Source organism: Sporosarcina sp. FSL K6-1540 (assembly GCF_038620285.1).
Classification (GTDB): Bacteria; Bacillota; Bacilli; order Bacillales_A; family Planococcaceae; genus Sporosarcina; species Sporosarcina psychrophila.
In genome coordinates this window covers 1,811,597-1,834,713 of the sequence record NZ_CP152018.1, presented here as the reverse complement: position 1 = coordinate 1,834,713, position 23,117 = coordinate 1,811,597, and the positions used below count along the sequence as shown (strand labels likewise).

Below are 23,117 nucleotides of genomic sequence, written 5' to 3'. Positions count from 1 at the left end.
CATCATTTCCCCTTCTTATTCGCTTGCGCCAATGTATTGCTGACGATATGTCGAAAGTTACCTTCTTCTTGATTTCGAAGTTTTTTTGTTAACAAAGATTCAACATAAATATGTATGTTAGTATGCTGAAGCTGTTCATTTCTTGAGCATAATGATGGAAACCGTTCAAAGTGCTTTTGTATTCCGTCCCTAACTTGATTCCAAAAACATGTTTCTGCAAATCCATACTGCTCTTCTAGCAAATTAGATAGTTCACTTAAATGAAACACGAATAATGTATCCATCACTAACTCTCGTAAAGCCTCTACAGAAGACATCCAATAATAATGATCGACAGGTGCATCTTTAAAACGTTCGTGTATCGTTTCAAAGTCTGGAATGAGGCTTCTGTCTGCAATAAATTCTTCAGTATATTCGATACTGTCATGGAAATCCCTCAGTACAACCCGAGTCGGCCAGCCATTTTGATGTAATAAAATCATATTTTGCGCATGGGCCTCAACAGCAATACCGTGAGCGACAAGCAAGTGCCACACAGGAATAACACTCACTTCGATCAAGCGTTTTACCCACTTCTCCGTTCCATATCGGAAAAGCCAATCATCTATAAACGGACGCCCATCTTTCTCCATCATCATTAGCACCGTAAATGGTACCGCTTCTTCATCATCCTTCATATACGAGCGCACACTTTCTCGCCATATCGAGCCAAGCTGACCTTCTAATTTTTTGCTATGCTCTTTTGCATTCGGTTCAAAAATAATCCCTGCATATTCTTCCAGTACAATAAGAGACGCTTCCTTTTGTAAATAGGAGTCTAATTGAATCACCTGTTTAAGCCATGTTGAAATATGAGGAGCGGCACAAACAGCATGAGAATGCAAATTTCGTAATGAAGAGGTATTCACCATATTCATCGAGCATTTTAATTGCGCCTTTTCAGGATTTGAAAAATTCCATAATGTTCGCACCGATTGGGATGCCCGAAAGTAATCTCCTTTCACTTCTAGAGGAATTAGATCTTTTTGCTCAATTAATTCAGCTAGTTCATGTTTCAGGTTATGCCACTGCCAAGGATGAACCGGTAAAAACGTATATTCTTCATATGTTCCATTGAATACTGCAAGCTTTGCAAGAAGGCCTTCCCACATCAAATGCCCTAGCTCCCTTTTCCAAAAACTCTCTTCCTCTTCAAGAACAGTGATTCGTACGTAGCTTCTTCTCACCGCAACCCATTGGAGGGTAAATGATTGCTTTGCCTCAGGGCCGTAGTCTTTATGGTCGTCGATTGTAAAACCGGTTCTTGATTTATAACAAGGGTGATATGGATGTCCTTCAATGATTTCTGATTCTAATTCTTCATAACTCGAATTTCTTCTCGACATTGGCATTTGGAGATGACGATCATTCCATTCACAAAGCTTACTCGTTAAATAAAGTTCTTTCAGTAATCGGGCTTTGTCACTAAGAGTCGAAAGTAATTCATCTACTAGATCCTCAAGCGTCGCCTCTAGTAACGTTTCATCTCTTCCTACTTGAAAAATGCTATCTCCCTTTATTCGGATGCGATCAAATGCCATTCTTCGGCCTTCACAACGATAGGTGTACTTCTGTCCAACAAGAGTAAGGATTGAAGTCCATTTATCTAGACGAGTTTCTTCATATTTGATTAATCCTTCAAAAATCATTGCTTCCACAAGCTGCCGTCTTACACGTAGCTCTCCTTGTTTAGAAGCTAAAGGCTGTAGCTGCTGCATATTCTGCCTCCTCATACTGAAGCACAAACGGATTTGGAATTTTCGTGTATACCGCTTGTTCAAGCTCGGCTTCTAGTTCATCTACATCATGAAACCTTGTTAATAAATTTGCTTTGAACGCAAGATTTTCTTGTTTTAGAATGTTACGAACAAATGCCTTCCCGTGACCTGTAAATTCTTTTTCTAATAAGTACAGTTGATCGATAGACCACTTCAAAAGAATTTTTTCATCGACTAGCTGATCTGCTCCAAATCGGGAAATAACGGGAAATAATTGATTCATAAACAAATAATAGGCAAATCTATCATGAATAAGGGCATCTTCGTAAAATAGCTCTTCTGTTTCATGTAGAGAAGGCTCTATTGAAAGAAGTTCTTCTTTATACGTTTTTGATAAGTAATATCCTTGGTTATCACGATAATAATAAGTAGTTGGATAACCTGAAGAAATGTTTAACACACTATTTTGCTGATGTGCTTCGAGAGCTATCCCATACTCATCGTATAACCTTAATAATGATTCAATTGCACATTTCCAATAGGCTTTAAACCAATCTAAACTTACGCTTTCTAATGAGCGGAATTCTGATTGAGAGAGTTTCATGATGAGCTGACACAGTCTCGATTTTTCTTTTGGCAGAGGCTCTTGAACAAGAGCAGCGATCATGCAGATTCCTTTATCATGTCCTTTAGGAAATATGTTTGAGCGAAAAATAACCTCAAACCCTGATTCCGTCTGATTTGGAAACTCTACAGTCATATAGGCTGGGTCATCAATCATCTGAAAAGATGATTGATTCTGTAAGAAATCAATCTTATTCATTAACCGAGCCATAACAATTCCCGCTTTTAGTTCATGAGTTCGATTTACCCTCAATGAATTCGTTATTTTGACAGGAATTGAGAACTTATACATCATTTCTTCATTTGGGCTATATACCGTTCTTATCGAAGAGGTTGCTGTATAAAATGCCCCAAGCGCACCTTCGTATTTTATCAATCCTTCGGCAATTGCTTTTTTTACATACTGTTGCTGTAAGAGCCACTGTGCTTGAAGCGGATGCATCGGAATGAGGCAATCCTTCTCTGACATAACAAAATCAGGTTGTGATTTTGTTAAAGACTGAGAAATGAGTTCACTCGCACTTCTTTCTAATACAGAGGACTCTTTCACAATTTTACGGTCGACACGAAAATAGTGAAGCTGGAAAGAACCTTGTAGCTCTGGAGCAAAACTCGTTTGTTGCCAATTTGCCATCCCTTGTCTGCTTTTAGGTGTCGGATGAAGCCAATGTCCAAATAAGAGAGACTGCTCAGCTTCAATAAACGTATCGTTAGCTCCATTTGGTTTCTTATCTTCCAAACTCTTTTCAATATAATTTGCCATCGTTTGATAGCTCTCAATTATGCGAAGAATGAGTTCATCAAAACAGGAAGAAAGTTCAGAACATCCATCTGCCTTAGCCATTAAATGTAGTTCTTGAATGAGCGTGATGAGTATCGTTAATTTATCTTCAAGAAGCCATTGTTTTTGTTTCGTACAATACTTCAACGCGACACCAAATGTATGTCTTCCAACAAGAGATTTGTATTCCACACCAAATGCAAAACGGGTGTTTTGCATCGGCAACTCAAGCTCTAACATATGTGCCTCTGTAATCAGGATAGATAGTCGCTGTTCTTTTATCCACTCCTCCTTTTTGACCCAGTGTCCGCTACTCACTTCTCGTATATAACAATTCATAAACGCCTGAAACGTTGCATTTTCTGCAATCTGTTTAGCAACCTGTTGCATGTAATTTACCATCCTTTCATAGAGCCTTTCACTAGTGAATGATAACTATTATCATTTACCGCCAAAAAAATTAGTCTTCCTAATTAGAAAGACTCATATAAGAAGTAAATGGAAACAAATTTGTTGCTGACATATGATATGCCTTCCTGTTAATTAAAAAGAAGATTAAGAATTTACAGGATAACAATAGACTAATAGCTACACATCATACTCATAAATGATAATGATTATCATTATCATTTATGAGTACATATTACATGAATATTGAAAATGTCTCAACTGTCAAAGGACCTATTGATCCAAAACAGGTCACAGTAAAAAATGATGATTACCATTTGATAGGTGCAGGGCACTCTAAGAACAAAAGCATAAGCAGAAACGCCCTATTTAATAACTTCTATAAATCGGGCGTTATGTTCTACTTTTTAAGTTACTGACGCATCAAAATACTTTTTTTGACTACGCATATGATAAAGCTCTTGACGGCTATCGATAATATAAGAAGGTGCTGGTTTGACTCTATTGGCACGATGACCTGCAAAACGATCACCCATTTACTCAGCATTGCCCTCTGTTACTTTAATCGTTTTTACTTGAATAAATATTTTTGTTCTTCCTCCATTATTATTTTATTTATTATCTGCTATCCTAATTAATAATGAATATTAGTGAACTACAAAATAGCTCGTCGATCAAAGGGTGGATTTATACAGCTGAAGAAAACGAATTTATTGTAGATACTTTTTCTATACTACAAATTAGCTGAAGGTGTGATTGTGGATTCAGATCAAGGAAGTATTTACACGTCATATGCGCGACCTTGTCAGCAGTATGCCGCGTAGAGGAAACTGTTGGGACAATGCGGTGATTGAATCTTTTCATTCGAACTTGAAGTCTGAGGAGTTTCAATATGTTAAATTTAATTTATTACGCAATCAAGACGGAACTAAGCGGGTAATTACTCGCAATTCTCCATCAACACTCGTTCAATGATACGGAATCGCGAAGCTAAAATAACAAATAAAAAGCGTACCTTGTGCTTCGTGAACTTATTGGAAAGGCTTTGTTTAGTGATGTTTTTCAGGAGGTTCATGTGCCAGTGGAGGGGTTTTATTGGCGATAGGATAGTAAATCGAGTGGATAAAATCATTCAGACTTCTAATTTATAAAGCAACATTTCCATAAATTCGGCAAGCATTCATCTCCCACCTACGCTTCGCGTTGAGGAAGGAGACTTCTGCCTTAATCGATTAAAGTCTCTTCAACCCTGTATTTATAGAGTCAATAGCAAAATCCTCATAACGCTGCATCCGTCCCCAATTAACCATATGCTCATACTCAGGGTGGTCGTGATCAGCAAGAATCTTGAGAAATTCTTCATAACCATACTCACCGCCTACATCTTCTGGTGGTGTATTCCCTTCACCTTCCAAGCAAACAGAATAGTTGGACTCATAGTTCTCTATAATGCTTTCTACTTCGATATCGTGGTTCCAGTCATCACCAAAATCATAGTTATATGTCAGCTTCTCGTATGCAGGAATATATTCCGATAGCTTCACGTCTTTTTCAAGCTTCATGTTTATTTCACCAGGATAAGAAAAAGCCTCTTCGGTGCAAACAAGATTGATGATGGGTTTTTGGATTTTTTCATTATGCCCTTCAGTGATGTGACTCCCCGTATTGTCCGCCTTACCATAAACAAAAAAGTCATGAAGATGGTAATCTTGCCACCCAAAGGCCGTCTGTATAATTTGGTGTAATTGGTTAAATGTTTTATTTACAGGGACCACAAGTCGCCGCCATACTTGACGATTTTCGAGCCTAAGTGTAACATTCAGGACTGCAGCTTTCGCTTCAAAAGTTGATTGGCCAGCAAAAAGGTTGAGATCCTTATACATCTCTTCATGCGGTAGAAAATAACTGTTCTTTCCGTCTCCGACTAACATGCGGCTAATCTTGATACCCATGTCCGGCTGGAAAATAGAATCTACATCCCATAACTCATCAAAAAAGTATACATTATCACAAGCCTTATTCATCCTTGCCACAGAAGTCCGATCCTTTGTCTTCGTCATGGAAACTTCACCAGTATGAAGTAAATACTGGTCAATCACCTTGTCCGATATCCCTTCTGCCTGAAATGTTTCGCGGATTCCTCGCAAGGCAATCTCGTTGAACCTTTTAAAGTCTTTTGCTTTCAGTCCGTACAACACAACGGCATAACGATTATGATCATTCACTAACACAACCGCTTTCCTACGATTAACCGTGATTAAATTTGCATGCCAAGAGAAAAGTGGATTGTCCTCGGTAACTGATTCAGGTTCGACTTTGAGTTCAACTAAAAGTTTCTTCGTACAACGGATATGCATAATTGATAACTCCTTTGAATGAGGGGTATCTGAAATCTAGTAGTATTAGTATTTTTCTCAAATAAGAGACCTCACCTACTTATGATAAGGCTACCATAGCGCATCAAAATGAGGTTATTGTCTTGTCTACTCCAACAATTCTTCTTCAAGTAGCGTAAACCCTTCAATTATCGTGTCTTCTTCCACCTCAATCAATATGCAACGTTTTCCATTAACAGTGACCTGCCTCACATATCTCAAGTCTTGCGGGCTGATAGCAATATTTGCTACTTTCGTTTCAATCTTGATGGACTTGGATGCGTAACTCGGAAGGATGTGGCTTGCCTTCATTTCATATGTTTTGTCTTCGATTACTTTCTGAAATGCCCTTTCCACTTTTTCCGTGCTCACATCTTTCACTCCACTTGCCTTCAGCACACGCTCCACTTCTTTAGTATCCAAAGTAGAAAGGCTTTCATCTTCTTCCTCGTTTTCCACAAGCAACATACTGTTTAATTCATCATATACACTGGCAAGGGTTTTTGTATTCATTTCATTACCAGCCACTTCTTTTACGATTTCTTCAAAGACGGCTTTATCATCCTCTGCAGTCATAATCTCTTCGCCGTCTAGCACATTCTCGATGAAGTGGTAATCTGGCTTATTCGCTTTGCCAGCAGCATACAAGATGTGATTGACGTCTGCCGCATTGTCAGTAAAGCAAGGGAACACAAATCCACCAATTGGAGAAGTTAAATTGATAATCGGATCAAGCATGTCACGCGACTTAAATTCCTTCTCATTGAAATCAAATATAAGTGACCGTTTCGGCAGTTCAGTCTGATTCATGCTGCAGAGAATGAATGGGTTCTTGTACACTTCATCCTGCTTTGCGACTTCCTCTTCATCATGATTCCTTTTCGTCGGTTTATAATAATTACCGCGAATAAAAGTCACTACGACGTCCTTTTCATATTGAGCGTCTTGCACCATCTTTCGGGCGATGCTTTCCATATTCGTTTTCCACTCTTCTACTTCATTCGTATGGAGACCCTCATATAAAAGCCGTTGCGTATGGTCCGTTTGCTCCTCCGCTTGCTCTTGAAACTTCACCTCAAATAATTTTAAACCCAGTTTTCCACCTAACACTTTTTTAAAGTTAGTCAGAAACAACTCTTGTTGCTCTCTGTCCAATAGGGCAAATGGTTGGCTTTCCTCATGATAGAAATCACTGCTCTCCTGCTTAATATACACTTTGTAAATGTCAGTGATTTTCAGTAAATCCGTATCCAACTTAAATTGCTTGCGAATCGCTGCAATGTCCTTCTTATTCATCTCTATTTCAACTCCCCAACTAGTATAATCTGTCATGTCGAATGTAAAACTCACATTATAAACTTAAAAAGAGCGTCAATGCTTTGATACAGCATTTGACACTCCCTTATTATAGCAATGTTTTTGATGATGGTAGAACCACAATCAACTTCGAATGATACGGCGACGTCTTCCACATGATTAAGAGATTAAAATCGGGGTATAACAAGGACATGCTTCACTTATAAAACTAGACAAAATTTTGGAGGAGATTATAATGGCTTTGAAACTCACAGGAGAAAAGAAATGGTTGAAACTTGGTGCAGCAACAATCCTGTCTGTCGGGATGCTTGCAGCGTGCGGCGACAGTGAAGACGACGTCGACGTGGATGTTAATAACCCTGTAGAAGATGTCGATCCTAATGACGGTACAGATACAAATGTGGATGTAGATACTGACGATGGTACAGATGCAGATGTGGATGTAGATACTGACGATGGTACGGATGCGGATGTGGACGTAGATACTGACGATGGTACGGATACAGATGCCGACAGTGATGATGGCACCGAGGGTTGATTAGCAAAACCGTTTAGCGCCGGAGTCTAGACACTGTTCCAGGTTGAAAAAACTTATACTTTCTTACCTTTTACAAAAGGACTGAATGGCACATCGGCCATTCAGTCCTTTTTGATGCTCAGAATATAATTTTCAAATGAACATCCCGGCGATTGCAGACCGCTCGACATTAAAGACAAGTATAAATTCAATGTAGTAGGACCCATTAAAAAAATGATTTACATTCAACTTGCACCATTTTGATCGATTACATGAGTCCTGGCAAGCAAATTTTAAGTTGTTTGCCATCTTCAAATAAAGTTAATCTTCAATCAGAGGGGGGTCTTCATCCTCCACTGATTGTTAGTTTAACCATTCGGGCTTTTACGGGCAGTTGATCCCCCACTTATTCTTCTCGTGTCCTTGATGACTTGAAGTGGGGGTCTTACTGCCCGTTAATGCGGGATAAAATCACAAAAACTTTTTTCACAACATTGTCCCCTAAACCTCAATTCCCTTCTATATAAAGAATAAAGGGGATATTCTTTATGACAACTTACCTAACGGAATACGCACACTTCACAAACAAACACGATTTAGACGCAGCGACAAGACAACACGTACTCACGAATTGGAACGACATAAATCAAACAGAGCGGGCTGTTCTCGATATGATTCGTCGTTACTCCGTTAAATACGGTGCTGCACATTTGAAACACGAAACAATCGAAAAGGCTATCAAGAAATCCAATGCAACTGTTCGACGCGCCATCCGTAAATTAGAAAAGCTAGAAATCATCGAAAGGATTCACTATATCCGCCCTGTTATGAGCGGTCTAGGCGCTAACATTTACGTCATTAAACCTACTAATGACCAGTCGAAATTGAACACCCCGAAGGATGACGAAAAGCCTTCTAGCAGTAAGTTTGAACCCGCTAATCTACAAACCGAAGCTTCTCTTTCTAAAGCGATAAAACCTAAAGACCTTAAAAGAACGTCTCCTACGGAAATTGTGCCTACTACACTTTTCGGTAAAATGAAATCTCTTCTTTCTTCAACAATCGGAGAAAGTAAATTAGCACGCAATTTTTACGGCGTCTACCGGAAACAGTCCCTGCAAATGCTAAAGTTCAGCATTCACGAAGACAAAGGAGAACTGTTCGAGCAATTAGCCATGCACGCCCTTCGTATTGCGGTTCAAACAACCAAACAGAAAAAAATCCGGAATCTGCCCGGCTATTATTCAGGCGTCTTGCGCGAACTCATCGGCAAGGCCTTATTCAGCGAGGCTTTCATGGATTATGACGTGCCAGTTGAGGGGTTTTTCTGCCGGTAGTTGTAAATCGATTGGAAAAATAATTGGGATTACTTATTTCCCCATGTTTTCACTTAGGTTTATGCATTGTTGTGTTGCGGGTAACGTTCTCGTAGTCTAATAAACATTAAAGCGCACTCCGAGAAGTGCGCTCAATGCAATTCCTTATTTGAAGTACCAGCATACAGCTACTCTTTCAGACGTTCCTGCTCTTCTAAATGCTTGCGAAGCCGGATTAAATAATCCGGTGCATCCATCGGGTCAGTGACAATCATTTCAATCATGCACAGCTGGCTCGTTTGCGCTTGCTCCGCTGCGGAAATCGCCTCATCCAACTCTTGGTTTGTTCGTACTTCAACCGTGAATGCCTTTCCGCCAAAGGCTTCAGCTAGCTGCGTATAATGCCAGTTTGGAATCTCGTTATACTGCTGGTTAAACGTCTTGATATTTAAGTATTTTTCAATTGTGTAGCCGCTGTTATTGAGGATGAACAGAATGGGTCGGCAGCCATTATCCAGCATCGTACTGATTTCTTGAACCGTCACCTGCAGCGAACCTTCCCCAGTAAACAGCAGCACACGTCTGTCCGGTTCCGCGATGCATGCCCCAAATGCAGCCGGCGTTGCATAACCGATGCTCTGCCAACCTTGCTGGCTAATATATTCGGCTCCTGCCGGCAGTCGCACTTGTGACATCCCATACCCAAAGGTTCCAGTCTCAACCACAACAATGTCTTTGTCCTTCAACATCCGCTGGAAGCGTGGATAATAAGATGCTGCTCGAATTGGCTGCTCCGGCTCACCAGATAGTTCATCATAAGGGAAGGAAACTTGAGGTAAAGCCCCGCTTTGGGTCCACCCGCACGTGTTTAAGGCAGCGACGAGATCTGCCGCCATCACCTGCTCGTACATGGATTCTCCGACCCGCACAAACTCAGGCTGAATGTCGATGAGACGAAACCGATAAAGCATTGCCGTTTCCTTCGCAGAATTCGTGTCGTTCCAAATCATGCCAATCGCAATCACACAGTCCGCGCTTTCAACGATTGTTCTGACCTGTTCACTTCCTAATACTCCGCCATACACGCCGATATAATTCGGATGCCGTTCGTCGAAGCTACTCTTGCCCATCATAAGCGAAGCAGCCGGTACGTTTAAATCCGACGCCAGCTGGTGAACGGAATCTCTAAGTCCATAACGGAGCGACAGCATATCCGATAAAAGAACTACATTGTTCGTACCGTTCAACAATCTCGTTATATGCTGAATCGCAGCCTCAAGCGCTGGTTTGTATGTCGTGACTTTAGTGACTTCCGGAACACCCCGCTGAACGATGGGCTTCGTGACCAAATCCATAGCTACCATCAAATAGACCGGCTTGCGTTTTTGTTTAGCTATGCGGATTGCTGCTGAAATCTCCTGTTCGGCATTTTCCGGCGTCACGATTGCTGTATAGGCGCACAGATGCGTAGACACTTGCCGGAATACGTCAAAATCGCCGTCCAGTAGGGAATGGTGCGCTAATTTATGCGCCTGCTGATCCATTGATTTGGCAGCTCCGACGATATGTATGAGTGGCACATATTCACTGTTCGCACCCGCGATAGGATTGCAGGCACTCATCTCGCCAACACCAAAAGTTGTAATGAACGCTGACAAGCCACGAAGTCGTCCGTAGCCATCAGTTGCATATCCCGCCCCTAGCTCGTTGCGTGCATTTATGAAACGAATTCCATCATATTGCTCCAACGTATCCAGAAGGCTAAAATTATAATCGCCTGGAACGCCAAAAACCTCGGTAATACCCTCCGCTTTTAGACTGTCGAAAAGATACTGCCCGAGTGTGGGCGGGTGTGTTGGTATCGGCTGTTGCATTTTATCCATTTTAGTCTATTCCTCCTTTGCGTTTTTCAAAGGTTAGCTGTTTCCGAAACAATGGAGCGTTTCGGTAGCTACTCTATTATCTGAATTACCCCATCTCCCCCTACTTACTCCTAATTATTCGCCAGGTATTTCCGTTCATACGAAAGAAACACTACAGCAAGTCACTGTAGTGTTTCTTTCGTAATTTATCCCATGCTGTTTTTCATCCTATTTGAAGGGATACACTAAACTAGGTACGTAAAACGAGGACTGTTTCTCCCCCAAAAGCTTTACGGAACCTGTGGGGGTGATTGCCTCATTTTAATGATCTTTCACAATCCCATTGGCTTCGTTTAATTGCCCCTTTATCAAATCTAGCTGTTCTTTGTTTTGCTGGACTGAATTTGCTGGCTCATCCTGCTGTTCAGCATGTAAGCGTGCCTTGTCAGCGCGTGATATCGAATTGAAAGCATGCTCAACTGCAATCTCTTCTGGGTGCGTCATGGCTTGCTTCACTGCACGATCCGCTTTTTGAACAGAGTTGCTTAAAAATGTGTTTGGATTATCCTTCTTCCAACTTGTATCAGAACGCTTAGCCATTTATACCTCTTCCCTTCCTACAAATAAAATAAGTTACAGCGCACTTAGTATTGTGAAATATTCTAAAAGTATGCACGGCAGAGGCTATATCAATTTAAAAGCAAGGAATTTATTTATCTTAAAAACAATGCATGCATGCCTTCCTCCGTCTCGCTAATACTACCTTCGAATAGGAGGGTACTAAATGGATGAAATCACTTATTCAGAAGCCGTATTACAGGAATACAAAGTTGGAATGGGCAGTTTCTCAGAAAAATTGCCGGAGGTGGCTAGGGCGTTTCATGCATTCACTGAGTCGTGTTTCGAAGACGGCAAATTGAATCAGAAAGACAAACAGCTAATCGCTCTCGCCATTAGCGTGCACGCAAATAACGAATATTGCATCCTCTATCATACAAAGGGTTGCCTGGATGCGGGTGGCACTGAGGAAGAAATGATGGAGGCAATTGGGGTGGCTGCGGCTCTAGGCGGCGGTTCCGCAATGAGCCAAGGTGTAACCATTTGGCAGGATGCACTCGAAGACTTTATAGGAATAGTTCAATAACATGTAACAGCCACCTGAATCAGGTGGCTGTTTTCTTGTTGCACTCAATCTATATCATCCATATTTCATACAAATCCCCGTAAAGCCCCGGTTTACCTGGGCCCTTATGCTTTTTTGGTGGCTCAAGTAAAATACTCCAACTTCGCATTCGGAAAGTACTTTTCCATGTAGCCGTATAAATATGATTTGATTTCTTCCTCTTCGTCCTTTTGGTAAATATACTTACCGATTCCATACTTGCCCCACTTGTAGCGCCTTTTATCTTCATCTAACTCCAATTTTGTCTTCGGGTAGTTCTTTTCAATTACTTTTTTCGCAGGCTTCGTAAATCGGTGTTGAATGAATTCAAAAGTAATATCCTCTCTTGCATCTTGCGGCAATTCCTCGTCAAGTCGCTCAAACAAGTAGCGGTAGCCTTCCTCCCAGCCCTCATGAAGGTAAATGGGAGCAACTATAAAGCCTAGTGGGTAACCAGCTCTCGCGACTTTCCCTGCAGCCTCGATTCTTTTATCCAGAGGAGAAGTGCCGGGCTCGAAGTTCTTGATAACATAATCAGCGTTTACGCTAAATCTGAATCGCGTATTGCCATTATGCTTAGCATCCAATAGATGGTCTACAAAATGGAATTTCGTCACAAAACGCAGCCTACCTAATTCTGTTTGACCAATATGTTCAATTGCTCTTTTTAATGAATGTGTCAAATGGTCAATTCCTACAATATCGGATGTACACGCAGCTTCGAATCGGGTAATTTCAGGCGCACGTTCTTCGATGTAGCGATCAGCCGCTTCTAAAATCTCCTCCACGTTAACGTAAGTTCGAATATAGGGTTTGCTGCCCATCGTCGTTTGCAAATAACAATAATGACAATGCCCCATACACCCTGTCGCAAGCGGGATTGCATATTCGGCTGATGGTTTCGACGTCTCAAATTTTAACGTTTTCCGAATGCCTACGACCAAGGTAGATTTCGCGATACGGTATTTTTGAGCGTCCGTATCACCCGGCAAGTCCCGAATCTGATTATGTGAGGTCGTAAAGCGCGTTTCAATCCCCATTTTCTCGAACTTTTCCTTTAATTCTTTTCCAAGCGGATATTCAAGTGCATTAGGCTCAAAATAGACAAGCTGTGGTGTGAAGGGTTTATTCATACTGCGAACTACCTAATCCATAATTAATATCCATTTAATCACCTTTCTCCTTTTATATAGCTTGTCTTAAAAGCGAGAAATTATGAAAATGGAATTAATTTCAAAAAGGTACCCGATACTAATACAATTCGGAATTGCATCTGAACCAGGTACCTTAAATTACAGTGAATGAAGGTAATTCACCAATTGCAAGAAGCGTCAAGGAAATCGAGGAATACTGAATAAATCTCTTTTATTATTTTACCAATAATCTATTTGCTAGCTGGCGGTCTTCTTTATCTTTTGTCGTAATTGCAATATTTTTAATGCTTTTCTGCAAAGCAGGCTGTTGGGAAATCGATGGAGACCACCTTTCTAGCACACTGAGTGCATGGTATTGCAAACTCCCATTATCTGATGCAAGAGCAGCTTGAATCAGTGGTAATCCCACTCCTTCATACCCATACAAATCTTGAACAATGCATTGCAGACAATGTTGTTCTTCATTTGACAGACTTGATAACGATAAATGCGTTTCTGCAAATATGCAGATGTCTTCGATATACTTATGATTTTTTGTATCCATAACCACTACATATAGTTCCCTGTTTTCGGGATCTTTCTCTAGCATATCAAACAAATTCTGTGTAACGTCTACTTGATAAAAGAGAGCGATTTTAAGTGCTTTCATATTGTTTTCTTGCTGTAGTGCTTCCAATACAAGCTGTGACCATTTAGGTTCATTTATAATAGGTTGAATCGCTTGCTGAATGGAAGCGTACTCTTGTTGTTTCCACTGATCGTTAAACCGTTCTTCCCAAACCTCACTATCGGCATTTAAAAATTCACTTATTTTCATTAACGGATAAAAATCCTCAAGTGTTTTACAGTGAGTACGTGCATGGTAAACGAAGCGTGAAAGAACCGCGCTTGCATATCGATAATCTTCGATACTTTCTGGAGCACGCTCATTAAGAAGGGCTTGGATGATAAGACCTGCTCCATCATATAGCTCTTTCGAAATCGTTTCTTCATATAGAGCTACGTCAAGCTCTCCTTTTACGGCACAACTATAGGCTAAATACTCATCCATAACTTTATTTCTGCAGCCCTTTGTCAGTAACCATTGTTTTATTTCTGGCGTTGTTGCTTCCAGTTGGCCAACAGCCGCAATCTTCCCCCAACCATGAACGGATTGAGCAAGTTGCCAAACTTGGTTGTTTGCCCGCATTGTACCATTCTTCAATGCAAATAGGACATAGGGTGTAAACTCTTCATGCATACCCAATGTGAATAATAGCTCTTTATATTTTTCACAATCCGTACATCCAAGTACGGTGATTGAAAATTTTACAACCTCCCTATGTGCTGCATGCTCTAGAAGCCATAATGCCTCTTGTTGTACACGGGATTCGTCAAATTCGGCTTGCTTGAATCGTTCAATGAATTCATCACTGTAGTTGGCGATATTGTCAAAAATGATTTTTTCATATGTACCTTTTCGTGTTTTGGTAGAAGGACGATTTAGCTGCTCTTCAAAAAGCTTCAGTAGTTTTTTCACGTAAAATGGTGTAGGTATATCATCTGCAACATTATCGAACATACCTGAAGCCATTCGTGGATGATTTTCATCATACAAATATTCTTCATCTGGTAAATGATCATCTACTATTTTGTTGTGCGTTTGAATTTGTTGTTGAATAAAGGCCACAATTTTTTCTTTATTATCCCACGGAAGAAAATCTAACTTCAGGGAGTCGTCTAAAACCGTTTCATTATCTATTTTCACAATACAATTAAGTTTTACATAACCACCGAGTTTAACGGAAATGACATGCTTTCTGCCATCTTGCAGATCAAGTATGCCTGATAACTTGGAATACGGGATAATATGAGAAAGTAAAGATTTTCGTTTATTTCGATCAACTGTTACACCATCAATGATAAGTAACTCTTCTTTCATCTGGTTTATAACTTCAATCCGATGCCCTTTGTAATCCATCTCCCAGGTTTTATGTACTTCTTTTTCTACGTCTTTCTTTATGTTACGCATCTCACGTTTAAAATCGTCTTTAAAGCCCATAAAGTCCTCCTTGAAATAGGAATGGAATACAGTATAATTTGTACTCGTTTCCGATTCCTTTTTGCAATTCTATATTTATAAAGTTATGAAAGGTGCTAACGCAATCGAGAATTATATCAGAACCAGGCACCTGAAATTTAATACTATTACATGCAGTTTCCAGATGAATTGACTCCCTCAGCAGACTCATAGTCAACATGTGATTACATTGAAAAGACTCTCCATAATGGTACAAAGTGAGGTTATTTCAATGTAATAAGTAGTTCCTTCATAATTAAAAACATCACTCACTTTATAATTCCTATAAAATGTTTCAAAATCCTAGCCGTTAAACCCCAAATTGTATAGTTTTCATAATCAAAAAACCATTCTTCCATTGAACGAGCTCTCCATTGATACTGCGTACCATTCATTATTTTTTCATAGGGAAAGCTTGGCAAAGGCATTGGTTCAACGGATACTACATGCATATAAGGCTCGTAATTCAATAGCCATTTAACGGGTATTGTAAATACCTCTTCAACTTCTTCTTTGTTATACGAATGAATAATTTGATTGTAATCAATGGTTGCTACAAATGGATAAATAACAAATGAAGATGAGGCAATATAAGGACTTAATGTCCCTACGATCGTAACCGTTTTTGGGTCGACCCCTAATTCTTCATGCGTTTCTCGTAAAGCGGCTGCCATTGGGGATGGGTCTGTGGAGTCGATTCGACCACCGGGAAAACTAATATCACCGGGCTGTTTTCTCATGGTCAATGAACGTACTTCGAAAAGGATATGCCATTCTTCATCCACTTGAACTAGCGGTATTAGAACCGCTGAACGTAAAGCTGTTTCCTCCCCTATAAACAGGGACTGATTTTCATTTAACTGATTTTTTAGTTGATCTAAGAACATGAAATCCCCCTCTCCATAGTTGGTTATATTCTTTTTATCGTACCATGTAAAGATTGACGATTAAAGAATCCAAATGATCCTGCTGTGGTACTCGATAATGAGAGAGTTGTAACTCGGGGTGTGGATTGATTGCAGAACGTTTGGCGCTTTGGAGATGCCTCAATCAAGCCTCATATAATCGCAGTACGTTTTATGTACATTATCAAGATAAAATTCAATTGGCAGAAGACTTACTTGAATCTATGCTGAAAGGCTTAGAAAATTCAGTAGGAAAGCCATATATACCTGGTCAAAAATTTTATACAACAAAGCTAAATACACCTTCTTTTAATATCATTTCTACATATATGAAAACCGGATTTTTTTTCTGATCAAATATGATGAGCCTTTACCAGGATTGCATACAAGATTCCCACAAACAATTTTAAAAATTTATCAAGAACAATTCATTTTCCAAACGATTAACAATATCCCTGTAAACTTGGATTATTTTAAACGTTATACTGCCTTTGGATTTTACGGACTTATTCTGAATTGGATTAACAGTGACTTCAAAGAATCTCAAGAAGAATTTATCGAAGAAGTTATTGCGTCAACGAAAACTCACATATTTTCAATTGAATATATTGGGGAATAATCGAACCACTACCCTATCAACTTCTTTAAAATATCATGCTTAAATTTTAGTACTTACCCCGATGCGAATACAAGTTGATACCAAATAAACATGTTACAATCAATGCATGAAAAACAGTTGGAGTGACGAAAATGAGTAAACGAGAACAACAAAAACAGCAACGTCGTCAAAACATCATCCTAATTGCAAAGGATTTATTTTTGGAAGAAGGTGTGCAAACTATACAAATGCAAGATGTTGCGACTACTGCTGGCATTGGGATTGCAACGTTATTCCGCTATTTCCCTAAAAAAGAGTATTTAATGATTGCGGCGACGAATGCGATTACAGATGAAATGGCCACGGATATTGGGCAGATTGTCGAGCAGCCGGTGACGGCATATGAAAAAACCGAGCAAATTTTGGAGTATTATATAGGCATAACGAAGGATCTACAACTGCGTTTAGCAAAATATTTCGAGTCCTTTAATTTATATGAAAAAATAGCAGAAGAATCGCCTGAAGACTATGCTGAATACTTATCTGTACGGAGCAAATTAGCTCGTATTTTATTAACAGTAAGTGAACAGGGCAAGCGAGACGGTTCGTTAAGATCGGATGTTGATTTGGATCTATTTATCATGACAATGGTACAAAATTTCAGCTTATTCACTTATAAATCAAGCCTAACAAAGCATGATACCAATCTTTCGACATTGCTTACTTCGGACAAGCAGCTGGCGATGATGAAGGATGTATTTTTACGCTATATTCAGCCATAAAATTAGGGCCATATGAATTGACATTCGCATGAGAAAGCTGTTTACTAGTAAGTATAAAAGTGATAGTCGACTATCACCTTTTGCGAATCTATTCTAGGAGGAATTTTATATGAGTCGGTTATCAGGTAAAGTAGCGATTATTACAGGAGCAGCACAAGGTATGGGTGCATCACATGCAAAATTATTCATTGAGCACGGTGCAAAGGTTGTTTTAACAGATTTAAATGAGGAAAAAGGAAATGCATTCGCAGCTGAATTAGGTGAAAATGCACTTTTCATTAAACAAAATGTAGCATCTGAAGAAGATTGGGCGACAGTTATTGCGAAAACAGAAGAAACTTTCGGTCCAGTAAACGTATTAGTAAATAACGCCGGTATTACAATGGCGAAAAATATGCTTGATATTACAGTAGAAGAATACCGTCGTATCGTGGACATTAACCAAGTGTCAGTATTCTTGGGCATGAAGACTGTAGCAGCTTCAATGATAAAAGCTGGCGGTGGTTCAATCGTCAATATTTCTTCTATGAACGGCTTGGTTGCTGGCGCTGTAGGTTACACTGATACAAAATTTGCAGTACGTGGTATGACGAAAGCAGCTGCCATCAACTTAGCGCCAATGGGTATTCGTGTAAACTCTGTACACCCAGGCGTAATCGCTACACCAATGGTGGTTCAGGAAGATACAAAAGCAGCTGTAGAAGCATTCTCTAAACATATTCCACTAAAACGCGTAGCACAACCAGAAGAAGTATCTAACATGGTACTATTCTTAGCTTCTGATGAGTCTAGCTATTCAACAGGTTCAGAATTCGTTATCGATGGTGGATTAACTGCACAATAATATTAGTACATGAAAAATCCATATAAGGTTTGTAAAGGTCGATTTTCTATTAACATAGAAAATCGACCTTTGTTTTTCCGTAAATAAATAACCTCATTTACTTATGATACGGTTCCCCTTAATGCACCTACATTAGTTACTTTTATTTTAACTTTCTTTATAGCCTTCAATTTTATCTTGAATCCATCTTTTATGCCTCAAAAGTTTAATTCCAGTTTAGCCCTTATTCATTATGGAAGTCACAGACAGGTTAGTTGCATGAGTTTTATTTGTAATGAGGAATGTTTTATATTTTGTCTAATTCATACTTAACAACAATAATGTCGCTAAAGTTAATAAATATTTATTGATAAACAATAAATAATTCGTTAAAATGAAACATACAATATATATGTGAATTGCTTTTCATGAAACCAGAAATGATTTAACGATATGCGGTGTAATCGATGGCTAACCTTTCTATATTGAAAATATGGAAAGGCAAAACCCATTCGATTGTCAACTCTAGAGGCGATTCGTAAGGCTTTAGAATGTCACCTTGAGATATTTCAGAATACAAAAGTGACGAAGACATTTAAAGTTTGGTTAAATGCATTGTGGAGGAAAGTAGGACTTAGTCTGACAATTATTAGAGGAGGTATAACCGTGGAAATCGACAATTCGATTAGTAAAAACATTGCCAATCCCCGTGAGCTGGAGAGACTGTTTAGAGAAGACCCCAAAGCTTTTAAAAAGTCATTCTCACACGCCTGGGAACAAAACCCTGATTCGCAGATTCTTGCTGCTTGGTATGAAAGATTGAATTTCAAGGAGGCAGCACATACAGAAAAAACTTCCTTGCTTCAGAAAGGTTTCTTGTTCATGGGCATTTTAGCAATTCTGGCGGGGATAAGCACCAGGATCATTTTCCATTTTGTCGAACAGGAAGCAATTGCCCCAATTAACCTTGCTTTTGGGATTCTTCCCTTCATTGCAGCTTATTTTGTATACAAAAATAACCCCCCAAAAAAGGTTCTTTACACCCTTGCATTGATGTTCCTACTCTCTGGGTTGTATCTTAATATGCTGCCATCAAATCATAATGACAGTATTATCCTTGCTTATTTACACCTTCCCATATTCTTATGGGGATTGATTGGGCTTGCATTTATAGGAAATGAATATGGTATAGGCAGCACAAGATTATCCTATCTTAAATTTAATTTGGAATTTTGCATACTCTACGCCAGCATGGCAATTAGCGGAATGTTGCTAGCAGCATTAACCATGCAGTTATTTAGTTTTGTCGGTTTGGATATAGAAGACTTCTATTTTAGAAATGTCGTTTTATTCGGTGCTGCCGCTCTCGCTATTGTGGCTACATACCTGGTATCGATGAATCTTAAACTTGCTAAGAATATTACACCCTATATCGCTAAAATTTTTAGTCCTCTTGTTCTGGCCACATTGTTGGTCTATCTTATAACAGTTATTTGGGTCGGAAAAAATCCATTCTTGGATCGCAATTTCCTGCTAGTCTTCAACGGGATACTCTTTAGTGTATTGGCCGTTACCATATTTTCCATTACCGAAAGCGGTACAGACAAGAAAAAGAACATTTCTGATTATATAAGCTTCGCCCTAATTATTCTTGCTCTTATCATTGACAGTGTGGCTTTGTCAGCCATAGTGTTCAGACTTTCTTCTTATGGGATTACACCCAACAGAATTGCTGTTTTAGGCGTAAACATACTTATCTGGGGAAATCTAATCTGGATCATGGTCTCCTATATGCGTTTTCTACAAAACAAAACCGGGCCTTCAACCATCCAAGATGCGGTTACTAAGTATTTGCCGGTCTACGTACTTTGGGCCGCTTTCGTTACATTTACTTTTCCTTTAATTTTTAATTAGAAAGGCTTTACTATTGTAACAAATGCTGTTCTTCCTTATAAATGCCAAAAATGAGCAAGGTTCTATTCATAACTTGTTCATTTTCGGCTTTTTATTTTTCTGAAAAAACCGCATTTACTTCTGATACGGTTCACCGTGATGTAACTAATTGAAGTTTTTGTATAAAAATTATTTAAGTTCACTTAGCTTTATTAATAAGCTCTATATATTGCGAATCTCCGTATCCTATTGTGGGAAAAAGATCAAATAACCTATTAACTAATTCCGCTGTTGAAAGATCTTTATTTTTGGAAATATATTTTACTACTTCATTATTTTCTTTTAACATATCTAAAAATATATCTATTGCCTGATACATTACTGGGAGTAATTCAATCGATGGCTTTCTATGGTTTATCAATACTTCTTTGTATACAGATTCATAATCTCCTAATTGAAGCTCAGTTTGGCTGACTTTAAATTCATCCTCTCTAAAGCTATTTAAGAATACTTTTCCTTTGTATCCGGACTGTTCAAAGTAAGTAAGAATTGTAAGAAGATTCATCTGACAAAACATGTCTTCACCAAACCATAGAACGATATATTTATACTCCTCCTTAAAAATAGTATTGAAGGGATAAATAACCTTCCTGATGTAGTTTTCTACTGACACATGATGTCCTAATGCTCTTGTTTGAATAAACTCGTCGTCAAAAACTTGTGCCGTCGTCGCATGTACACACATCGCCTCATTGAATGGTACATAATCAGAATCCCCCATCAGTTTTTCTGCTTTAAACTCTTCATACATAACTTGACCATTCAATACGTTAAGTACGTCTTTGTCAAACAGTTCTCTCTTCACTTTTTGTAACTGTTCAACCTCATTTTTTCTAGACATATACACGCTATCCCCATCCTCGCTTTGATCGACAGTAAGTTTAACAAATGACTGTACAGGCAACTTATTTAGTTGAAATTCTCTTGGAGTTACACCAAAAATCTTTTTAAAGGCTCTACTATAAGCCTCTTGAGATGAATAGCCATATTCAAAAGCTATTTCAATTACCTTCTGACAGCTCGACAAATCTGCTGTAGATAAATATAGCCTTCTTAAAAGAACATAGCGCCTAATACTGATCCCTGTTACCTGATGAAATTTAAAAGAACAGTAATAAGGGGAATAACCCATGTAATTAGCCAATTCATCTAGTGAAAACTCTTTGTTTAAATGTTCTTCAACCCAATCTATCATAAGCTGTATATACTCATTCATTTGTCTCACTCCTGAATAAAATTATAAGTGATATCCTTTTCTTTCTTATGATAGTTCTTGTGATGTGAAAATTACTTTTCCATGTAAGCGTAAAATATTATTCAGTATTACTCTTTAATTCTTATTCTAAATATTAAATAGGAGAAATATCATGTATTAACACTAGTAAAGGGGGGACACATTTGAAAGGTTTTTTGAAAGCTATACCATTATCCTTACAGCATTTGTTTGCAATGTTTGGTGCGACAGTTTTAGTTCCAGCACTAACTGGTCTTGATCCAGGGAGTGCACTTGTTGCCAGTGGTGTAGGAACGTTGATTTTCCATCTAATTACACGAGGAAAAGTTCCTACTTATTTAGGTTCATCTTTCGCTTTCATTGCTCCTCTAGCATTGTATGTAGGAGAGTTAAATTCACCCGGTCAGGCCGTTGCAGGTCTTATCGGTGTTTCCATTGTTTATGCCATTGTATCTATTATCATTTCATATGTCGGTTTTGAAAAAGTTCGAAGAGCAATTCCTCCAGTTGTTGTTGGACCAGTAGTCAGTATCATCGGTCTTGCACTAGCAAGCACGGCGGTGAACAACATGGCTGCTGTCAATTGGGATGTAGCTATCGTCAGCCTTCTTGCAGCAATCTTTGCTACGCTTGCAGGTACTAAGATGATCCGCCTTTTCCCGCTCCTCATTGGTCTTGGAGTAGGTTATGTCTATGCTGCGGTGCGTGGATTAGTTGATTTTGGTACCATTGCCAATGCACCAGTGTTTGCCCTTCCACAGTTCGTAATGCCAGAATTCACATGGGTCGTCATCTTGGGGATGGCGCCGATTGCCTTGGTTACCATCATCGAAGACCTTGGACATATGATGGTACTAAAAGAGATTACAGGTAAAGACGTAACAAAGGACCCTGGGTTTTCAAGAATCTTATGGGGGAATGGTCTTGCAACATTAGTCTCCGGTTTCATCGGCGGGCCTGCACAAACGACTTATGCGGAAAACCTCGGCGTTTTAGCCATCACACGCCAATTTTCCAGTAGAATCATTCAAGGTGCTGCTGTTATTGCGATTATTCTAGGTCTGTTCGGTAAAGTTGGAGCTGCTATCCAATCCATTCCAGTTGCCGTGATGGGCGGCATCTGTATCTTGTTATTCGGAATGATTGCAGGCATGGGGATCCGTCACATCATTGAGGAAAAAGTTAATCTGGCGAATATGAAAAACTTGGTCATTGTCGCAGTTATCTTTATCATCGGAGTTGGATATGCTCATGGTATCGCCTACGCGACGATCGCTGGATTGCTCATTTATTGGCTCGTACCTGATTTTACGACAAAGAATGAAAGTTAATATGAAAAGGCTGCTCCACTCAACACTTTTGAGTGGAACAGCCTTTTACTTTTAAGTAAGCTATCGGGCAAAGGCAAGCCATTTAAAACCTCATTTACTTATGGTACTAAGTGAGGTTTATTAATTTCCATTATCGGCGCTTCTTCAAGATTACAAGTT

General features: G+C 39.2%; 17 protein-coding genes and 2 pseudogenes. 9 read left to right on the top strand and 10 right to left on the bottom strand.

Translation table 11 applies throughout. The features are described from left to right. Positions 1–2: 2 nt before the first annotated feature. Complete coding sequence (locus tag MKY15_RS08350) at positions 3–1,757, bottom strand: IucA/IucC family protein (RefSeq protein WP_342539417.1); 1,755 nt, start codon at positions 1,755–1,757, stop codon at positions 3–5. Next, entirely contained in the window at positions 1,729–3,552 is a 1,824-nt protein-coding gene (locus MKY15_RS08345; protein ID WP_342539416.1) for an IucA/IucC family protein, read from the bottom strand. The genes MKY15_RS08350 and MKY15_RS08345 overlap by 29 nt, the downstream gene beginning before the upstream one ends. Positions 3,553–4,316: 764 nt before the next feature. Between MKY15_RS08345 and MKY15_RS08340 the strand changes: the two are divergent. After that, a pseudogene (locus MKY15_RS08340) lies at positions 4,317–4,458 on the top strand (IS3 family transposase); the annotation flags it as partial. 344 nt (positions 4,459–4,802) lie between these two features. Here MKY15_RS08340 and MKY15_RS08335 read toward each other — a convergent pair. Then, positions 4,803–5,927 carry a plasmid pRiA4b ORF-3 family protein gene (locus tag MKY15_RS08335; RefSeq protein WP_342539414.1) on the bottom strand — a complete coding sequence of 375 codons (1,125 nt, stop codon included), beginning with the start codon at positions 5,925–5,927 and terminating at the stop codon, positions 4,803–4,805. 126 nt (positions 5,928–6,053) lie between these two features. Next, on the bottom strand, positions 6,054–7,241 hold the full coding sequence (locus MKY15_RS08330) for a DUF4317 domain-containing protein (protein ID WP_340741207.1): 1,188 nt from the start codon (positions 7,239–7,241) through the stop codon (positions 6,054–6,056). Positions 7,242–7,497: 256 nt separating this feature from the next. Between MKY15_RS08330 and MKY15_RS08325 the strand changes: the two genes are divergently transcribed. After that, positions 7,498–7,800 carry a DNA primase gene (locus MKY15_RS08325; protein ID WP_342539412.1) on the top strand — a complete coding sequence of 101 codons (303 nt, stop codon included), beginning with the start codon at positions 7,498–7,500 and terminating at the stop codon, positions 7,798–7,800. A 527-nt stretch (positions 7,801–8,327) separates the two neighbouring features. Further along, a complete protein-coding gene (locus MKY15_RS08320) occupies positions 8,328–9,116 on the top strand; it encodes a helix-turn-helix domain-containing protein (protein ID WP_342539410.1) in 789 nt (262 codons plus the stop codon). Between the two features lie 167 nt (positions 9,117–9,283). Here MKY15_RS08320 and MKY15_RS08315 read toward each other — a convergent pair whose 3' ends face one another. Together MKY15_RS08315 and MKY15_RS08310 are read right to left on the bottom strand one after the other, a co-directional pair. Then, positions 9,284–10,978 (bottom strand): thiamine pyrophosphate-binding protein, encoded by a 1,695-nt coding sequence (locus tag MKY15_RS08315; protein ID WP_342539408.1) that lies wholly within the window; start codon positions 10,976–10,978, stop codon positions 9,284–9,286. Positions 10,979–11,278: 300 nt separating this feature from the next. Beyond that, on the bottom strand, positions 11,279–11,557 hold the full coding sequence (locus MKY15_RS08310) for a hypothetical protein (protein WP_187046395.1): 279 nt from the start codon (positions 11,555–11,557) through the stop codon (positions 11,279–11,281). Positions 11,558–11,741: 184 nt separating this feature from the next. Between MKY15_RS08310 and MKY15_RS08305 the strand changes: the two genes are divergently transcribed. Further along, a complete protein-coding gene (locus MKY15_RS08305; protein ID WP_338654159.1) occupies positions 11,742–12,101 on the top strand; it encodes a carboxymuconolactone decarboxylase family protein in 360 nt (119 codons plus the stop codon). A gap of 122 nt (positions 12,102–12,223) precedes the next feature. Here MKY15_RS08305 and splB read toward each other — a convergent pair whose 3' ends face one another. From splB to MKY15_RS08290, 3 genes are all read right to left on the bottom strand, one after another. Further along, positions 12,224–13,252: a spore photoproduct lyase gene (splB, locus tag MKY15_RS08300; protein ID WP_187046393.1), complete on the bottom strand. Its 1,029-nt coding sequence runs from the start codon at positions 13,250–13,252 to the stop codon at positions 12,224–12,226. Positions 13,253–13,487: 235 nt separating this feature from the next. Then, complete coding sequence (locus MKY15_RS08295) at positions 13,488–15,314, bottom strand: hypothetical protein (protein WP_342539406.1); 1,827 nt, start codon at positions 15,312–15,314, stop codon at positions 13,488–13,490. 287 nt (positions 15,315–15,601) lie between these two features. Beyond that, complete coding sequence (locus MKY15_RS08290) at positions 15,602–16,219, bottom strand: CoA pyrophosphatase (RefSeq protein WP_342539405.1); 618 nt, start codon at positions 16,217–16,219, stop codon at positions 15,602–15,604. Between the two features lie 158 nt (positions 16,220–16,377). On the opposite strand from MKY15_RS08290, the pseudogene MKY15_RS08285 reads away from it, so the two are divergent. From MKY15_RS08285 to MKY15_RS08270, 4 genes and pseudogenes are all read left to right on the top strand, one after another. Beyond that, a pseudogene (locus MKY15_RS08285) lies at positions 16,378–16,856 on the top strand (TetR-like C-terminal domain-containing protein); the annotation flags it as partial. Positions 16,857–16,987: 131 nt separating this feature from the next. Further along, entirely contained in the window at positions 16,988–17,617 is a 630-nt protein-coding gene (locus tag MKY15_RS08280) for a TetR/AcrR family transcriptional regulator (RefSeq protein WP_187046390.1), read from the top strand. A 109-nt stretch (positions 17,618–17,726) separates the two neighbouring features. Further along, positions 17,727–18,461 carry a glucose 1-dehydrogenase gene (locus MKY15_RS08275; RefSeq protein ID WP_187046389.1) on the top strand — a complete coding sequence of 245 codons (735 nt, stop codon included), beginning with the start codon at positions 17,727–17,729 and terminating at the stop codon, positions 18,459–18,461. Positions 18,462–19,106: 645 nt separating this feature from the next. Next, entirely contained in the window at positions 19,107–20,354 is a 1,248-nt protein-coding gene (locus tag MKY15_RS08270) for a DUF4153 domain-containing protein (protein WP_342539404.1), read from the top strand. A gap of 178 nt (positions 20,355–20,532) precedes the next feature. Here MKY15_RS08270 and MKY15_RS08265 read toward each other — a convergent pair whose 3' ends face one another. After that, entirely contained in the window at positions 20,533–21,609 is a 1,077-nt protein-coding gene (locus tag MKY15_RS08265) for an AraC family transcriptional regulator (protein WP_342539403.1), read from the bottom strand. A gap of 182 nt (positions 21,610–21,791) precedes the next feature. Here MKY15_RS08265 and MKY15_RS08260 point away from each other — a divergent pair, with 182 nt between their 5' ends. Continuing rightward, the gene (locus MKY15_RS08260) at positions 21,792–22,958 is read left to right on the top strand and encodes a solute carrier family 23 protein (RefSeq protein ID WP_082786452.1); all 1,167 of its coding nucleotides are present in this window, start codon (positions 21,792–21,794) and stop codon (positions 22,956–22,958) included. Positions 22,959–23,117 lie beyond the last annotated feature (159 nt).

What these genes read in the sequence shown, in the direction of transcription:
- MKY15_RS08350 (WP_342539417.1), bottom strand. Translation starts at nt 1,757, where the DNA reads ATGCAGCAGCTACAGCCTTTAGCTTCTAAACAAGGAGAGCTACGTGTA.
- MKY15_RS08345 (WP_342539416.1), bottom strand. Translation starts at nt 3,552, where the DNA reads ATGCAACAGGTTGCTAAACAGATTGCAGAAAATGCAACGTTTCAGGCG.
- MKY15_RS08335 (WP_342539414.1), bottom strand. Translation starts at nt 5,927, where the DNA reads ATGCATATCCGTTGTACGAAGAAACTTTTAGTTGAACTCAAAGTCGAA.
- MKY15_RS08330 (WP_340741207.1), bottom strand. Translation starts at nt 7,241, where the DNA reads ATGAATAAGAAGGACATTGCAGCGATTCGCAAGCAATTTAAGTTGGAT.
- MKY15_RS08325 (WP_342539412.1), top strand. Translation starts at nt 7,498, where the DNA reads ATGGCTTTGAAACTCACAGGAGAAAAGAAATGGTTGAAACTTGGTGCA.
- MKY15_RS08320 (WP_342539410.1), top strand. Translation starts at nt 8,328, where the DNA reads ATGACAACTTACCTAACGGAATACGCACACTTCACAAACAAACACGAT.
- MKY15_RS08315 (WP_342539408.1), bottom strand. Translation starts at nt 10,978, where the DNA reads ATGGATAAAATGCAACAGCCGATACCAACACACCCGCCCACACTCGGG.
- MKY15_RS08310 (WP_187046395.1), bottom strand. Translation starts at nt 11,557, where the DNA reads ATGGCTAAGCGTTCTGATACAAGTTGGAAGAAGGATAATCCAAACACA.
- MKY15_RS08305 (WP_338654159.1), top strand. Translation starts at nt 11,742, where the DNA reads ATGGATGAAATCACTTATTCAGAAGCCGTATTACAGGAATACAAAGTT.
- splB (WP_187046393.1), bottom strand. Translation starts at nt 13,252, where the DNA reads ATGAATAAACCCTTCACACCACAGCTTGTCTATTTTGAGCCTAATGCA.
- MKY15_RS08295 (WP_342539406.1), bottom strand. Translation starts at nt 15,314, where the DNA reads ATGGGCTTTAAAGACGATTTTAAACGTGAGATGCGTAACATAAAGAAA.
- MKY15_RS08290 (WP_342539405.1), bottom strand. Translation starts at nt 16,219, where the DNA reads ATGTTCTTAGATCAACTAAAAAATCAGTTAAATGAAAATCAGTCCCTG.
- MKY15_RS08280 (WP_187046390.1), top strand. Translation starts at nt 16,988, where the DNA reads ATGAGTAAACGAGAACAACAAAAACAGCAACGTCGTCAAAACATCATC.
- MKY15_RS08275 (WP_187046389.1), top strand. Translation starts at nt 17,727, where the DNA reads ATGAGTCGGTTATCAGGTAAAGTAGCGATTATTACAGGAGCAGCACAA.
- MKY15_RS08265 (WP_342539403.1), bottom strand. Translation starts at nt 21,609, where the DNA reads ATGAATGAGTATATACAGCTTATGATAGATTGGGTTGAAGAACATTTA.